Raw genomic sequence first — 15677 nt, forward strand, 5'->3', positions numbered from 1 at the left:
ATTACTGTGTTTCCTTCAAATTCCATGATTGCAGCTTGCGATAGATGGTCGATGGACTGACATCCAGATAGCCCGCCGCTTTAGGGATATTGCCATCACATGCCTTAATAGCTTGCTCAATGGCTCGCTTTTCCGTTAACCAAAGTGGGAAAATGTCTTGCACTGAAAACTCGTCAGACACAGGTAAATCAACTCGAATTTGGTTCTCCGTCGGTTTGTTTAATGGCGGAGGTAACATAGACAAATCAATTTCCTTGCCATTATTGAGCACCACAACATTGCGCAGCACATTTTGCAATTGGCGCACATTTCCTGGCCACTCGTAGCTGGCAAATCGATCCACTACCTGCGGAGATAAGCGGACGAAATCCTTACCTTCTTCTTTTGACATAAAGCCCAGCAGCGAATAGGCAATTTCAATGATATCGTCACCGCGCTCGCGCAATGGTGGCAAGTGAAGCGGGATAACATACAAACGGTAGTACAAGTCTTCCCTAAAGCGCCCCTCTTCCACTTCTTTCCAAGGGTCACGGTTGGTCGCGCACACAAAACGAACATCCACACTTTTCATTTTAGACGACCCCACCTTCTGGAAGGTACCGGTCTGAATAAAACGCAAAAGCTTGGTCTGTAAGTCGAGATCCATTTCACACAACTCATCAAGAAACAGAGTTCCGCCATCGGCCAGTTCAGCCGCTCCTTGACGATCGGTCGCGGCACCGGTAAATGCCCCTTTAACGTGACCGAACAGTTCACTTTCAATCAAGTCTTTTGGAATCGCAGCACAGTTAATCGCGATAAACGGTTTATCGCCGCGCTTGCTGGTTGCATGGATCGCTTCTGCACACACCTCTTTACCCGTACCACTCTCACCGGTGATGAAGATACTGGCTTTACTCGACGCCGCAGAGTCAATGGTTCGATAAACCGCCTGCATTGTCTGACTACTACCGATAAACCCTTGATAGCCCTGGTTACCTGGATAATCAGCCTCGTTTTTCAACTTACTCGCTTTGCGTAATGCATTGTTGACGGTGACACGCAGTCGGTCGGCTTCACAGGGCTTGATTAAGAAATCCTGTGCGCCGTGACGCATCGCCTCTACCGCCGTATCGATAGAGCCATGCGCGGTCATAAATACAACCGGCACGTCTGGGTTTTTCTTTTTCACCGCGTAAAGTACATCCATCCCTGTCATATCGGGAAGACGCAAATCAAGGAGAATAAGATCGGGGGTTCGAAAGTTAAGACTTTCGATTGCATCCCGTCCTGTACCGACAATATTGATGTCGATGCAAAGCGGGGTTAGATAGGAGCGATAAAGAGCCGCGACAGACGCGGTATCCTCAACCATCAGCAAATATTTTGCGTTCTGATTATCTGTGTGTTCTTGCATAGCCTAGCCAATTATTATTTTGCAATTTGTTAAATGATCGCATTGCGCTTTGCATTTTGCAAATTGAATGGGCTATTTTGACACAAATTAGTAGGAATTTGGATGAATCACGCACAATATTTGTGGCATGGTATCTGCTAAAACTACTATGACCCTCATGGGTCACCTAGCCAACTGACGTTGTTAGTGAATGTATTATTCACAAATTACAGCCAATAGATACCTTATCTATTGGCTATTTTTTTATCTTGATAAAGCCGTTAGCTGTTGGCGATAAATTGCTGACGCAGTTTTTCGATCTGATCGCGCTTTTCTGCCGCCAATTCAAATTCCAAATCTTGCGCATGTTGATACATTTGCGCTTCTAGTTTGCTGATCTCTTTCTCAAGCTGTTGTGGTGTCATGACATCATAACGTTGTGACGATTCCGCTACCTTCGATAACGGTACCGCTTTACTCACACGCTGCTTCTTACTCTTGGTGATGTCACCGAGCTCCATGATGTCTTTAATGTTGCGTTTCAGAGCTTGTGGTTCAATGCCCATTTTTGCATTGTATTCCTGCTGCTTCTCACGACGGCGATTGGTCTCGTCCATCGCTTTCTTCATCGATTTGGTGATCGAATCCGCGTACAGGATCGCTTTACCACTGACATTTCGCGCAGCACGACCAATGGTCTGAATTAATGACCGTTCGGAGCGAAGGAAACCTTCTTTGTCGGCATCTAGGATCGCAACTAAAGACACTTCCGGCATGTCCAAGCCCTCACGTAACAAGTTAATGCCGACCAAGACATCGAACTCGCCCAAGCGCAGGTCGCGGATAATTTCAACCCGCTCAACCGTATCAATATCAGAATGGAGATAGCGCACTTTCACATCATGTTCCGTAAGGTACTCAGTCAAATCCTCCGCCATACGCTTAGTGAGTGTGGTAACCAGAACACGCTCATCTTTAACAGAGCGAATTCGAATCTCAGACAACAGGTCATCCACTTGGGTTGCCACAGGGCGCACTTCTAACTCAGGGTCAAGTAATCCAGTAGGACGAACCACCTGATCGGCGATCTCGTTGTCAGATTTTTCCAGTTCATAATTACCGGGCGTCGCAGAGACAAAAATGGTTTGCGGAGCAATAGATTCAAATTCCTCAAACTTCATTGGTCGGTTATCTAGTGCCGAAGGTAGGCGAAAACCAAACTCTACCAAGGTCTCTTTACGAGAACGATCACCTTTATACATGGCGCCAATCTGTGGCACGGTGACGTGCGATTCATCGATGATTAGAAGGCCATCATGAGGAAGATAGTCAAACAAGGTCGGAGGCGGCTCTCCCTCTTTACGCCCACTCAAGTAACGAGAGTAGTTTTCGATTCCAGAACAAAAACCGAGTTCGTTCATCATTTCAATGTCGAACTGAGTACGCTGTGAGATCCGCTGTTCTTCAAGCAGTTTGTTGTTTTCTAGGAGATACTTTTTACGTGACTCCAATTCGACCTTGATGTTTTCAATAGCATCTAGAATCCGGTCACGTGGGGTTACATAGTGGGTCTTCGGATAAATAGTGAAACGTGGTAAATCGCGCTGTTTTACCACACCCGTCAGTGGGTCAAAAATGCTAATGCAGTCAATTTCATCATCAAACATCTCAATACGAACCGCATCTTGATCCGACTCTGCAGGGAAAATGTCGATCACCTCTCCCCTAACGCGAAATTGACCGCGTTCAAAGGCAACATCATTACGGCTGTATTGGAGCTCTGCAAGACGACGCAAAATATCGCGCTGATCTAAAACATCACCGCGACGAATATGCAGCATCATTTGCAGATAGGCTTCTGGATCACCCAAACCATAAATCGCGGAGACCGACGCAACAATGATGGCATCTTTTCGTTCAAGTAGTGCTTTGGTGGCAGACAAACGCATCTGCTCGATATGTGCGTTTACTGAAGCGTCTTTTTCAATGAAGGTGTCTGTTGTTGGGACATAGGCTTCTGGTTGGTAATAGTCGTAATACGAGACAAAGTACTCAACCGCATTGTGAGGAAAAAATGATTTCATTTCCCCATACAGCTGAGCTGCTAGCGTTTTGTTCGGCGCCAAGAGAATGGCTGGTCGTTGCGCTTTGGCGATCACATTCGCTAAAGTAAACGTCTTACCAGACCCTGTTACCCCGAGCAAAGTTTGATGGGCTAACCCTGAATCTAAACCTTCTAGCAACTGATTGATGGCGGTCGGCTGATCGCCCGATGGCTGATAATCCGATACCAATTCAAATACTTTACCCATAGACACCTCGGCCCTATCCACTTTTCATCAATCCATTATTGTGACTGTATAAATATACAGAAACAATAGCTGAGGAAAAAATATCTCGCTGTTTTAATAAATTTGTACTGTGATCGCTAGATCATCAATTTCAATCCTGTTACTATCTTCCGCCCTAGCAGAGATCACTTCTCAAAAAGCCTTTCAAATAGCTCACAAGTTATTCACATTTTTCCGCTATATCACTTGATCACAGAAATGATCCACTCGATCCAATTTAGTCACAAAGTGGCTAAAATTTAACCTGACGCTTTATTATACAACCGGTTACAAAATGATCTTTATTGATTATTTTTAGACTTAATACTCTATAAATCGATTGTTTATTAATTGCTCAAGTTTAATTAACATAGTTATCCACAATTTTGGTGGATAACTAAATCTAGCCTTTGTCTGATAAGGGCTGCAAGAAAGTAAAGTTTTTTATTACGCAAAAAATCATCATTCACCGCCTATTTAATGTTGACAGGGTCAAACTGGATCGTTAAGATTCGCCCCGCTTAAAGCAATTCCTCCTTAGCTCAGTTGGTAGAGCGACGGACTGTTAATCCGCAGGTCGCTGGTTCGAGCCCAGCAGGAGGAGCCAGATTTAGAGAAAAGCCCAATCGAGAGATTGGGCTTTTTTCGTATTAATGGCGTTTACAACCTAAGTTCGATCGCGCTCCCCCCCCTCTGATAAGCATCGACGACCCTCTCTATCGATATTTCGTGCGACTTTTTGCCACCAAATCCGTATAAATTTCACTCAACAGCATAAAACCTTATCTTTCCTTGGTTGTTATTGGCTTGGCAAAGCACGATAATATCGGGATCGGAATTTCTCAAATAAATAACTATGACCGAATATCTTTTGTTGTTGGTAGGCACAGTCCTAGTAAACAACTTTGTACTGGTGAAGTTTTTGGGCTTATGTCCATTTATGGGCGTGTCAAAAAAACTGGAAACAGCAATCGGAATGGGGTTAGCGACAACGTTCGTTTTGACCCTCGCCTCCGTGTGCGCCTACCTTGTTGAAAACTACATTTTGGCGCCTCTTGGTCTTCAGTACCTCAGGACCATGAGCTTCATTTTAGTGATCGCTGTTGTTGTACAGTTCACGGAAATGGTGGTCCACAAAACCAGCCCAACACTCTACCGCTTACTGGGAATTTTCTTGCCCCTTATCACGACCAACTGTGCGGTTCTGGGTGTCGCGTTACTCAATATCAATGAAAACCATAACTTTATTGAATCCATCATTTATGGTTTTGGTGCTGCGGTGGGTTTCTCGCTAGTGCTGATTCTGTTTGCTTCCATGCGTGAACGTATTACCGCGGCTGACGTACCCGCTCCCTTTAAAGGTGCATCTATCGCAATGATTACCGCAGGACTTATGTCGCTGGCATTCATGGGCTTTACTGGGTTGGTGAAATTGTAATGAGCTCGATTCTAATTGCGGTATTAGCCGTAGCAGCATTGGCTGCCGTATTTGGCGCGATTCTTGGCTTTGCTTCTATTCGCTTTAAAGTGGAAGCGGATCCTATCGTAGACCAGATCGACAACATCTTACCTCAGACTCAATGTGGTCAGTGCGGGTACCCAGGCTGTCGCCCGTATGCAGAAGCGATCGCGAACGGCGATGCCATTAATAAGTGCCCTCCAGGTGGGCAAGCCACGATTGAAAAACTGGCAGATTTAATGGGCGTAGAAGCCACAGAGTCAGCCCACGAACTGGATGATGTTAAGACTGTCGCCTTTATTCACGAAGATATGTGTATCGGTTGTACTAAGTGCATCCAAGCTTGTCCTGTCGATGCCATCGTGGGTGGCACTAAGGCACTGCACACCGTTATAAAAGATGAATGTACAGGCTGCGACCTGTGTGTCGCGCCTTGTCCGACAGATTGTATTGAAATGATTCCTGTAGAAACCACTACAGCGAACTGGAAATGGCAACTGGACGCCATTCCTGTTGTTGATATTACCGATTCTGCAGCCAAGCAGAAAAGTGTGAATTAAGGACTGGTATGTTGTCATTAATCGAACAAATTAGAACGGGCGCTCTCTGGGATTTTCCAGGCGGTATTCACCCACCAGAAAACAAGCGACAGTCCATTCAATCACCCATCGCGCGTGCCAGTCTCCCTAGCGAGATTGTCTTGCCAGTCAAACAGCACATTGGCAAGCCGGGTACGATAACCGTAAATGTGGGTGACGAGGTCAAAAAAGGCGAAGCCCTGACCAAGTACGACACCAGCTTTATGCTACCTATCCACGCTCCAACCTCCGGCAAGGTTGTAGCGATAGAGCATAGAACAACCGCTCACCCTTCAGGGTTGTCTGAGCTGTGCATTGTCATTCATCCAGATGGCGAAGATACCTGGATAGATCGCGAATGCGTGGAAGACTATCGCCAATCCTCCCCTGATGAACTGATTGAAATTATCCGCCAAGCAGGTATTTCAGGCATGGGTGGCGCAGGCTTCCCGACGGCGAAGAAGATTCAATCTGGCTTAGCACGTACTGAGATATTAATCGTCAACGCGGCGGAGTGTGAGCCTTACATCACCGCAGATGACATGTTGATGCAAGAACACGCCGACGAAATCATCCAAGGTATCGAAATCGTTGAGCATATTCTCAAGCCGAAACTGACCATCATTGGCATTGAAGACAATAAACCAAACGCGGTCGCAGCTCTACAACACGCGGCACTGAATAAAGACATTGTCATCCGAGTGATTCCGACCAAATACCCTTCTGGTGGTGAGAAACAGCTCATCAAAATTCTGACCAATAAAGAAGTGCCAGCAAATGGGATACCTGCAGATATTGGTTTGCTGGTGCAAAATGTCGGCTCGCTACAGGCTATCAAGCGCGCGGTTTGCGACGGCGAACCACTCATCGAGCGCATCGTTACGTTAACAGGCGATACCTTTAAGCAGCCAAGAAACGTTTGGGCACGAATCGGTACTCCTGTGCAAGCGCTACTCGATGAATTTGGCTACAAAGCCGACAAAAAACTGCCTCGCCTAATTATGGGCGGCCCTATGATGGGGTTCACCTTGCCACATGCCAATGTGCCCATCACCAAAACCGCAAACTGCATCCTCGCACCGACTCGCAAAGAGATCTCACCAGACCACTATGAGATGGCGTGTATTCGTTGCGGTCAGTGTGCAGAAGTCTGCCCTGCGTCATTGCTTCCTCAACAACTCCAGTGGCACGCCAAAGCTGAAGAGTTCGATAAGTGTGAAGAGCTAAACCTAAAAGACTGTATTGAATGTGGGGCGTGTGCGTTTGTCTGCCCGAGTGAAATTCCACTTGTTCAATACTACCGCCAAGCAAAAGCAGAAATTCGCACTCGTAAAGAAGAGGCGGAAGCGGCAGAGCGCGCGAAAATACGCTTTGAAGAGAAAAAAGCGCGCATGGAGCGAGATAAAGCGGAACGAGAAAATCGCTTCAAGAAAGCGGCCGACGATCGTCGCAAAGAGATGAAAAAGTCTGGCAGTGATGACGCGATCGCCGCCGCCATCGCACGCGTAAAAGCGCAAAAATCAGATAATGCAGCTGCTGAAAATGAGGTGAAACCAGCGGTTGCCGCTGCCATTGCCAAAGCGAAGGCGAAGCAGGCTGCTGCGCAAAATTCAGGCAGTAGCGAACCCGACAATTCCGAAATGATGAAGCTGCGTGAGGAGCGTAAACGCCAAGCTCGTGAGCGAAAAGCACAAAAAGCTCAACAATCGACTTCAGAGCATAGTGTTGACAGCTCAGACAAAAAAGACGCTGTTGCTGCTGCAATCGCTAGAGCAAAAGCTAAGAAAGCCGAACAAACAAACAGCGACGCGCCTACCAGTGATAAAAAAGCTGCAGTCGCTGATGCGATAGCAAGAGCGAAAGCACGTAAGGCCGCGCAGGCAGCAGAACAAACTCAGCCAGAAGCTAAACCTCATGTTGAGCAAGCCGAGGTTCAACCTGCTCAAGCGGACGATCCGAAAAAAGCCGCAGTCGCTGCTGCCATTGCGCGGGCGAAAGCACGCAAAGCCGCGCAAGGAGCAGAGGAAACTCTACCGGAAACTAAGCCGCAAGTTGAGGAAGCCGAGGCTCAACCGGCACAAGCGGACGATCCGAAAAAAGCCGCAGTCGCTGCTGCCATCGCACGAGCAAAAGCGCGCAAAGCCGCGCAAGGAGCAGAGGAAGCTCAACCGGAAACTAAGCCGCAAGTTGAGGAAACCGAGGCTGAACCTGCTCAAGCGAACGATACGAAAAAAGCCGCTGTAGCAGCTGCCATCGCGCGGGCGAAAGCACGCAAAGCCGCACAAGGAGAAGAGGAAACTCAACCGGAAACTAAGCCGCAAGTTGAGGAAACCGAAGCTGAGCCTGTACAGGCGGACGATCCAAAAAAAGCCGCTGTAGCAGCTGCCATTGCACGAGCAAAAGCGCGCAAAGCTGCGCAACAAGCAGAACAGACTCAACCGGAAACTAAACCTCAAATTAAGGAAGCCGAGGCTGAACCTGCTCAAGCGGACGATCCGAAAAAAGCCGCTGTTACTGCTGCCATTGCCCGAGCAAAAGCGCGTAAAGCTGCGCAAGAAGCAGAGCAAGCTCAACCAGAAGCGAAGCCGCAAGTTGAGGAAGCCGAGGCTGAGCCTGCGCAAGCAGACGATCCGAAAAAAGCCGCCGTTGCTGCTGCCATCGCCCGAGCTAAAGCGCGCAAAGCTGCGCAACAACAAGCAAAAGAACAACAAAATTCTGAGGAGAAAGAGTAGTGGCCTTTTTTATTGCCAGCTCACCCCATGCGCACAGTCGCAGAAGCACTCCTGACCTAATGAAGTGGGTTGCATTATGTGCACTACCAGGCTTGGCAGCACAAACCTATTTCTTTGGCTGGGGAACCCTAATTCAGCTAATACTCGCTTTAGCTGTCGGCTTAAGCCTAGAAGCGTTAGTGATGGTTTGCCGCAAGCGCTCTCCGATATCGGCACTGCGTGACAACAGCGCCGTAGTAACCGCTTGGTTGCTTGCGATCGCCATTCCACCATTCTCTCCTTGGTGGATTGTTGTCATCGGTCTTGTTTTTGCCATTGTCATCGCGAAGCACTTGTATGGCGGCATAGGACAGAACCTATTCAATCCTGCCATGGTCGCTTATGTCGTCTTGCTCATCTCTTTCCCTGTCCAGATGACAAGCTGGGTATCACCGAATGAGCTGCAAGCGACATCTATCTCAATGGGGGATGCATTCTCGCTCATCTTTACCGGATTCAACTTAGATGGTCTATCGCTGCAACAAATTCGCACAGGTATCGATGGAGTTACGATGGCAACGCCACTGGATGCGTTTAAGACAGCCCTTCTTACCGGAAATACCGCGAGCGAAGCGATGTCTCAGCCACAATTTGGCGCTCTCGCTGGCATTGGCTGGGAATGGGTGAACTTAGCGTACCTAATTGGCGGTCTTGCGTTAATTAAACTTCGCGTCATTAGTTGGCATATTCCCGTCAGCTTTTTACTGGGTCTAACGGCGGCAAGTGGCCTGTTCCTATTATTGGCTCCGGGTGAAACCGCTTCACCAATACTGCACCTGCTCTCTGGGGCAACCATGCTAGGCGCATTTTTCATCGCAACTGACCCTGTCTCTGCGTCAACGACGGTTAAGGGACGTTTGATATTCGGTGCCTTCATTGGTGTGATGGTGTTTATTATTCGAAGCTGGGGCGGCTTCCCAGACGGTGTCGCTTTTGCCGTTCTTTTAGGCAATATGTGCGTCCCTCTGATCGACTATTACACTAAGCCACGTACCTATGGACACTAAGGAGCAGCATGTTAAACGCAATTCGTAAAAATGGTGTTGTCCTTGCCGTATTTGCTTGTGCTTCCACAGGCTTAGTCGCGTTGACGCACTACTTAACCAAAGACCAGATCCACCAGCAAGAGCAAGCTCAGCTGTTGTCAGTACTCAACCAAGTGATTCCTCAAGAGTTGCATGACAACGACCTATATCAAGCCTGCACATTTGTCAGTGACTCTGCTTTAGGCACCGAACAACCTATGCCGGTTTACATGGCATCGATCGCAGGGCAACCCTCTGCATTGGCTATCGAAGCCATTGCACCTGATGGCTACAATGGCGCGATCAAATTGATTGTTGGCATTGCACAAAACGGAAAAGTTCTTGGTTCACGTATTCTAAGCCATCAAGAAACTCCAGGCTTAGGTGACAAGATTGACCTGCGTGTCAGCGATTGGATGTTGAGTTTTTCGGGCAAAACGGTAACCGAAGAAAATCAGTCGACTTGGAAAGTACGTAAAGATGGCGGGCAATTCGATCAGTTTACTGGGGCAACCATTACACCGCGTGCTGTCGTAAAAGCCGTCAAGAATACCGTCTCTTACGTCAACACACATCGTGAGCAAATTCTCAACCAACCTCTAAACTGCGGAGGCAACAATGAGTGAACATAAAGCACTGATTAAAAATGGCATGTGGGACAACAACCCCGCACTGGTGCAGCTCCTCGGGCTTTGTCCACTGTTGGCGGTCTCTTCCACTGTCACCAACGCACTTGGACTTGGTATCGCCACGCTGTTGGTTCTCGTCGGCTCCAACGTCACCGTTTCTCTAGTACGCGACTACGTACCAAAAGAAGTGCGTATCCCAGTATTTGTAATGATCATTGCCGCACTGGTGACCTGTGTTCAGCTATTAATGAACGCATACGCCTATGGTTTGTACCTGTCGCTTGGGATATTCATTCCACTGATCGTCACCAACTGCATCATCATTGGCCGCGCAGAAGCCTTCGCATCTAAAAATGATGTTTTACCGTCTGCGCAAGATGGTTTTTGGATGGGAATGGGCATGACAAGCGTGTTAGTCGTTCTCGGTGCAATGCGTGAAGTGATAGGCAATGGCACTTTATTTGATGGTGCAGACTTACTACTCGGTGAATGGGCGAAAGCGTTGAGAATCGAAGTCTTTCAGTTTGATAACAGCTTCTTGCTTGCCCTTCTCCCTCCGGGTGCCTTTATTGGTGTGGGGCTACTCATCGCCGTCAAAAACATCATCGATAAACAACTTGAAGCTCGCCAACCAAAACAAGAAAAACCAACGATAGAACGAGCGCGAGTAACAAACTAACAATAAAAAACACTGGAAAGCAGCCTCAAATGAACAAAGATAAACGCCGTCAAATATTAGAACGGTTGAGAGCAGACAACCCAAACCCGCAAACCGAGCTCAACTGGAGCACCCCTTTTGAGTTGTTGATTGCGGTCCTGCTTTCAGCGCAAGCCACCGATGTGAGCGTCAACAAGGCAACGGATAAGCTCTACCCTATTGCCAACACCCCTCAGGGATTGTTTGATTTAGGGGTGGATGGTGTCAAAGAGTACATTAAGACCATCGGCTTGTTTAACTCCAAAGCCGAGAACGTGATTAAAACGTGTCAGATCTTATTGGAAAAACACAATGGTGAAGTACCAGAAGATCGCGAGGCACTAGAAGCCTTGCCGGGTGTCGGGCGTAAAACGGCGAATGTGGTGCTCAATACGGCCTTTGGTTGGCCTACCATTGCCGTCGATACCCACATCTACCGCGTATCCAATCGCACTAAATTTGCTATGGGCAAAAATGTCGACCAAGTTGAAGAGAAATTGCTTAAGGTCGTACCTAAAGAATTCAAATTGGATGTCCATCACTGGCTCATTCTTCATGGCCGCTATACTTGTGTGGCACGCAAGCCGCGCTGCGGAAGCTGTATTATTGAAGACCTGTGTGAATTCAAAGAAAAAGTCTATCCAGAAAGTTAGGAGAGTGAACAATGTCAAACGGACGCATTCTGCACACTATGCTTCGCGTAGGTGATCTTGATAAATCAATCCAGTTTTACACCGAAGTCATGGGAATGACTCTACTTCGCACCAATGAAAACAAGCAGTACGAATACACGCTTGCATTCTTAGGTTATGGTGATGAATCGCAAGGTGCCGTGATTGAGTTAACTTACAACTGGGGGACGAGTGAGTACGACCTTGGCACCGCATTTGGCCATATCGCAATAGGTGTCGATGACATCTACACCACTTGTGACGCAATCAAAGCGGCAGGTGGCAATGTGACCCGAGAGCCTGGCCCAGTAAAAGGTGGTTCAACACATATTGCCTTTGTGAAAGACCCTGATGGCTACATGATCGAGCTTATTCAGAACAAATCGGCCACAGCGGGGCTAGAAGGTTAAACGACCGAATCAAGGATGGAATAAGGCAGCAACACGCTGTCTTATTTTTTAACCTTTACTTGATAATAATTATCATTTAATCTCACTCTACTAATCACGAGGAGAATGAGATCATGGGTATTGCAGAGTGGGAGAAACATACATTGCTCGCAGACATGGCAATGAATGAAGAGGATCACTTACGGAGTATTCTTCACTATCAACAAGCATTAACACTCAGTGAGCGTATCGGAGATGCCGATGACGTTGACGTCGAAGATCGCTTAATGATTTCGGTGATATCTTGTCACAATATGGCGATGTTCTGGCGCCAGATGGGTGATGTACCCTACGAGCTTAAATACCTTCAACTCGCATCTGAAAAAGTTTTAACCTTGGTTCCACAATGTCCAAACAGTGATTGTGACGCCTTTATCGATTCGATGGGGTGTTGTAAAAAAGCGTTGATCGAGTTTATGAAGCGCCATCCAAATCCGAAAATTGCCCAGCTAGTGCAAGATATCGACACCGCGACCAACTGCAATCTTATTGCTAAGTTCCGCTTAAACTAATCACCGACTCTGATCAAAATAGCCAGCGACATGCTGGCTATTTTGGCTTTAGACCTGAGTTCGCCCCAGAGAAATCACCACCCTTCGGTTTCGGTCTTTCCCAATCGGAGACGCGTTATCATCCACAGGGCGGCGTTTGCCATAGCCCTGCACTCGAATACGATCTTCAGGTAAACCTAACGACTTAAAGTAATCTTGCAATACTTCAGCTCGTCGCTCTGAAAGGTTTTGACTGGCGCTCTTGCTGTCTTCTGCGTCGGTGTAAGTGGACACCAACACCAAATCAATATCTTGATTATGACGAATATACTCCGCGATTTGCGCTAAACGCTTCTGTGATTGTTTGTTTAACTCAACACTGGTTCGGTCATAGTGAAGAATCGTGAAAGCGATATCTTCAAAGCTATACGGCAATAAATTCGCGATACAGTCACTAAACACATTGTAGGAATTTTGGAACAATACCGACGACAAAGCGACTTCCACACGCTCATCACGACTTTGCCACTCTTGATAACTAAACGTTGGGTAACGCCCTTTTTCCAACTCGCTGAGTATACTCCACGCCGTTTGCCCGCCGACATAACCGTCAAATTGCTGGAAAAATCGGATATTGGTGATTCGGTTAGCACCTTCCCCCGGACGCCATGCCGGTGGCATAGAAGTTAAGGAAACATCACGTGTTTTCCCCATTGGGCGCTTCATTTTTAACTCAAAGTCGAGATTGATCTTTTTGCTGGCATGCGAAGAAAACACAGCATCGCCATAATTCGGAATGGGATGAACCAAACGACACTCCAGCGGTGTATTGGTGATCATTTGCCACTGGGACTGTTGTGGCGAAGCCACGTAGCGCACATCCATTGCCCAACTGTTGTGTGCAATCGTCGCTAAGGTGAGTGTCAGTCCTGTTGCAAACCGCTTCTTCATAGTGTGTTACTTCTCTTAATGACAGCATGGGCTGAGGCGGGATATTGCCGCGCTCAGTTGAGACAGTAGATACAATGCAAAAATCTCGCCAAGGTGACACACCTTCTCCATCACACAAGGAAAAATAAAACTATCAATTACGATTGACTTTAAATTCGACAATGCGGTTTTTCTTGATCAAAGAATCTGCAATAATGCTGCCCTTGTCACACAATTATAAGCCAACATGACTGTAGAAAACGAAGCATTGACGCTTAAAAAACGCTTTCGCGGCTATTTCCCCGTAGTTATCGATGTTGAAACTGCAGGGTTCAACGCCAAAACCGATGCACTTTTGGAAATTTGTGCCGTTACTTTAAAAATGGATGACAACGGCGATCTCCAACCCGCATCGACCATTCACTTTCATGTTGAGCCATTCGAAGGTGCCAATATCGAAAAAGAGGCGCTCGACTTTATCGGTCTTCGTGACCCATTTAGCCCACTTCGTGGGGCAATTCCCGAGTCAGAAGCACTCAAAGAAATTTACAAGCTAGTACGCAAAGAGCAAAAAGCGGCCGATTGCAGCCGTGCCATCATCGTCGCGCATAATGCTCAGTTTGATCACAGCTTCGTTATGGAAGCCAGTGACCGTAGCAAGCTTAAACGAGTCCCTTTCCATCCCTTCGCAACCTTCGACACCGCAACGCTAAGTGGTCTCGCTTACGGGCAAACTGTATTAGCCAAAGCGTGTAAAGCTGCTGGGATGGAATTTGACAACAAAGAAGCCCACTCTGCTCTCTATGACACACAAAAAACAGCAGAGCTTTTTTGCGGCATCATCAATAAATGGAAAGCCCTAGGAGGTTGGCCACTCATTGACGCCGATGCCGAGAACAATAATTAATAAGTAAACACAACAAAGAGAAAACTATGAATCCTGTTGTTATTTCCGTATGTATCATGCTGCTCCTAGCACTGATGCGCGTGAATGTCGTGGTTGCCCTGACATTCAGTGCGATTGTCGGTGGTTTAGTTGCAGGCATGAGCCTCAACGACGCTATTGCTGCTTTTGAAAGCGGCCTTGGGGGTGGTGCAACGATTGCACTTAGCTATGCGATGCTCGGTACATTTGCTGTTGCGATCTCTAAGTCTGGTATCACAGACCTTCTTGCCAACAGCGTTATCAAACGCATTCACGGCCAAGAGAATGGCTCTGCATCGACTGGCCTTAAGTACGCCGTGCTTGTCGCCTTAGTGCTTGTGACCATGTCTTCACAAAACATTGTGCCTGTCCATATCGCCTTTATTCCCATTCTGATTCCACCTCTATTGGGCGTGTTCGCAAAACTGAAGCTAGACCGCCGCATGATTGCGTGTGTACTCACCTTCGGCTTAGTGACCCCCTACATGGTGCTACCTGTCGGCTTTGGCGGTATTTTCCTTAATAATATTTTGCTCAAAAACCTTCATGACAACGGTTTAGAAAATGTAGTTGCAAGCCAAGTGCCTGTTGCCATGCTTCTACCAGCTGCGGGGATGATCTTCGGTTTGTTGACGGCGATTTTCTTTAGCTACCGTAAGCCTCGTGTCTATGAAGAAACAGAACTTACGCACGTCGAAGAATCCCCTAAAGGCATCAACAAAAAGAACATCTGGGTTGCTGCCGCAGGTATCGTTGCGGCGTTATCGGTTCAGCTGACAACAGGATCGATGATTATCGGCGGTTTGGCTGGCTTTATGGTCTTTACCTTCGGTGGTGTGATTGCATGGAAAGAGACGCACGACGTGTTTACCAAGGGCGTTCACATGATGGCGATGATAGGCTTTATCATGATTGCCGCAGCAGGCTTTGCCGCAGTAATGAAGCAGACAGGCGGTGTCGAATCTTTGGTTGAAGCATTATCAACCAGCATTGGTGACAACAAACCAATGGCAGCACTATTAATGCTGGTTGTGGGCTTGTTGGTGACTATGGGTATTGGCTCTTCGTTCTCTACGATTCCAATTCTCGCAACGATTTACGTTCCTTTGGCGGCGGCATTCGGTTTCTCACCAATGGCAACCATTGCGCTTGTGGGCACAGCGGCGGCACTTGGTGACGCAGGTTCACCAGCATCAGATTCAACCTTAGGTCCAACATCAGGGCTTAACGCGGATGGCCAGCATGAACATATTTGGGAAACCGTCGTGCCCACCTTTGTGCACTACAACATCCCTCTCATCATTTTTGGCTGGATTGCCGCAATGACTCTATAGCGTTCACCTAGAA

At 47.4% G+C, this 15677-nt stretch carries 14 protein-coding genes and 1 tRNA gene; 12 read left to right on the plus strand and 3 right to left on the minus strand.

Translation table 11 applies throughout. The features are described from left to right. Position 1: 1 nt before the first annotated feature. On the minus strand, positions 2 to 1396 hold the full coding sequence (gene luxO, locus ACUALS_RS09870; protein ID WP_005473429.1) for a quorum-sensing sigma-54 dependent transcriptional regulator LuxO: 1395 nt from the start codon (positions 1394 to 1396) through the stop codon (positions 2 to 4). A 260-nt stretch (positions 1397 to 1656) separates the two neighbouring features. Next, the gene (gene uvrB, locus ACUALS_RS09875; RefSeq protein ID WP_005473426.1) at positions 1657 to 3687 is read right to left on the minus strand and encodes an excinuclease ABC subunit UvrB; all 2031 of its coding nucleotides are present in this window, start codon (positions 3685 to 3687) and stop codon (positions 1657 to 1659) included. 549 nt (positions 3688 to 4236) lie between these two features. Here uvrB and ACUALS_RS09880 point away from each other — a divergent pair. The 10 genes from ACUALS_RS09880 to ACUALS_RS09925 all read left to right on the plus strand — a co-directional run bounded on the left by ACUALS_RS09880 (position 4237) and on the right by ACUALS_RS09925 (position 12496). Continuing rightward, positions 4237 to 4312, plus strand: a tRNA-Asn gene (locus tag ACUALS_RS09880). A gap of 249 nt (positions 4313 to 4561) precedes the next feature. Further along, positions 4562 to 5143, plus strand: coding sequence for an electron transport complex subunit RsxA (gene rsxA, locus ACUALS_RS09885; RefSeq protein ID WP_005476911.1), 582 nt, complete (start codon positions 4562 to 4564; stop codon positions 5141 to 5143). Next, positions 5143 to 5724: an electron transport complex subunit RsxB gene (gene rsxB / locus ACUALS_RS09890; protein ID WP_038133845.1), complete on the plus strand. Its 582-nt coding sequence runs from the start codon at positions 5143 to 5145 to the stop codon at positions 5722 to 5724. Before rsxA ends, rsxB begins: the two co-directional genes overlap by 1 nt. Positions 5725 to 5732: 8 nt before the next feature. Next, positions 5733 to 8474 (plus strand): electron transport complex subunit RsxC, encoded by a 2742-nt coding sequence (rsxC, locus tag ACUALS_RS09895; RefSeq protein WP_454448287.1) that lies wholly within the window; start codon positions 5733 to 5735, stop codon positions 8472 to 8474. Then, on the plus strand, positions 8474 to 9520 hold the full coding sequence (rsxD, locus tag ACUALS_RS09900; protein ID WP_454448288.1) for an electron transport complex subunit RsxD: 1047 nt from the start codon (positions 8474 to 8476) through the stop codon (positions 9518 to 9520). Before rsxC ends, rsxD begins: the two co-directional genes overlap by 1 nt. Before the next feature lie 8 nt (positions 9521 to 9528). Further along, a complete protein-coding gene (gene rsxG, locus ACUALS_RS09905; RefSeq protein ID WP_454448289.1) occupies positions 9529 to 10164 on the plus strand; it encodes an electron transport complex subunit RsxG in 636 nt (211 codons plus the stop codon). Further along, positions 10157 to 10846: an electron transport complex subunit E gene (locus tag ACUALS_RS09910; protein WP_005476903.1), complete on the plus strand. Its 690-nt coding sequence runs from the start codon at positions 10157 to 10159 to the stop codon at positions 10844 to 10846. The genes rsxG and ACUALS_RS09910 overlap by 8 nt, the downstream gene beginning before the upstream one ends. A 29-nt stretch (positions 10847 to 10875) precedes the next feature. Then, positions 10876 to 11517, plus strand: coding sequence for an endonuclease III (gene nth / locus ACUALS_RS09915; RefSeq protein WP_454448290.1), 642 nt, complete (start codon positions 10876 to 10878; stop codon positions 11515 to 11517). Between the two features lie 11 nt (positions 11518 to 11528). Further along, positions 11529 to 11945, plus strand: a complete 417-nt coding sequence (gloA, locus tag ACUALS_RS09920; protein WP_005476906.1) for a lactoylglutathione lyase — start codon at positions 11529 to 11531, stop codon at positions 11943 to 11945. 113 nt (positions 11946 to 12058) lie between these two features. Beyond that, on the plus strand, positions 12059 to 12496 hold the full coding sequence (locus ACUALS_RS09925) for a DUF2753 domain-containing protein (RefSeq protein ID WP_005476910.1): 438 nt from the start codon (positions 12059 to 12061) through the stop codon (positions 12494 to 12496). Positions 12497 to 12544: 48 nt separating this feature from the next. On the opposite strand, the gene motY is transcribed toward ACUALS_RS09925, so the two are convergent. Next, positions 12545 to 13426 carry a flagellar protein MotY gene (motY, locus tag ACUALS_RS09930; protein WP_038133830.1) on the minus strand — a complete coding sequence of 294 codons (882 nt, stop codon included), beginning with the start codon at positions 13424 to 13426 and terminating at the stop codon, positions 12545 to 12547. A 226-nt stretch (positions 13427 to 13652) separates the two neighbouring features. Between motY and rnt the strand changes: the two genes are divergently transcribed. Next, a complete protein-coding gene (gene rnt, locus ACUALS_RS09935; RefSeq protein ID WP_454448291.1) occupies positions 13653 to 14312 on the plus strand; it encodes a ribonuclease T in 660 nt (219 codons plus the stop codon). A gap of 26 nt (positions 14313 to 14338) precedes the next feature. Beyond that, positions 14339 to 15664, plus strand: a complete 1326-nt coding sequence (locus tag ACUALS_RS09940) for a Na+/H+ antiporter family protein (RefSeq protein WP_454448292.1) — start codon at positions 14339 to 14341, stop codon at positions 15662 to 15664. Positions 15665 to 15677: the final 13 nt, after the last annotated feature.

Source organism: Vibrio sp. NH-7, assembly GCF_053643215.1.

Excerpts from the sequence above, each read along its gene's own strand:
- luxO (WP_005473429.1), bottom strand. The coding sequence starts at position 1,396 with ATGCAAGAACACACAGATAATCAGAACGCAAAATATTTGCTGATGGTT.
- uvrB (WP_005473426.1), bottom strand. The coding sequence starts at position 3,687 with ATGGGTAAAGTATTTGAATTGGTATCGGATTATCAGCCATCGGGCGAT.
- rsxA (WP_005476911.1), top strand. The coding sequence starts at position 4,562 with ATGACCGAATATCTTTTGTTGTTGGTAGGCACAGTCCTAGTAAACAAC.
- rsxB (WP_038133845.1), top strand. The coding sequence starts at position 5,143 with ATGAGCTCGATTCTAATTGCGGTATTAGCCGTAGCAGCATTGGCTGCC.
- rsxC (WP_454448287.1), top strand. The coding sequence starts at position 5,733 with ATGTTGTCATTAATCGAACAAATTAGAACGGGCGCTCTCTGGGATTTT.
- rsxG (WP_454448289.1), top strand. The coding sequence starts at position 9,529 with ATGTTAAACGCAATTCGTAAAAATGGTGTTGTCCTTGCCGTATTTGCT.
- ACUALS_RS09910 (WP_005476903.1), top strand. The coding sequence starts at position 10,157 with ATGAGTGAACATAAAGCACTGATTAAAAATGGCATGTGGGACAACAAC.
- nth (WP_454448290.1), top strand. The coding sequence starts at position 10,876 with ATGAACAAAGATAAACGCCGTCAAATATTAGAACGGTTGAGAGCAGAC.
- gloA (WP_005476906.1), top strand. The coding sequence starts at position 11,529 with ATGTCAAACGGACGCATTCTGCACACTATGCTTCGCGTAGGTGATCTT.
- ACUALS_RS09925 (WP_005476910.1), top strand. The coding sequence starts at position 12,059 with ATGGGTATTGCAGAGTGGGAGAAACATACATTGCTCGCAGACATGGCA.
- motY (WP_038133830.1), bottom strand. The coding sequence starts at position 13,426 with ATGAAGAAGCGGTTTGCAACAGGACTGACACTCACCTTAGCGACGATT.
- rnt (WP_454448291.1), top strand. The coding sequence starts at position 13,653 with ATGACTGTAGAAAACGAAGCATTGACGCTTAAAAAACGCTTTCGCGGC.
- ACUALS_RS09940 (WP_454448292.1), top strand. The coding sequence starts at position 14,339 with ATGAATCCTGTTGTTATTTCCGTATGTATCATGCTGCTCCTAGCACTG.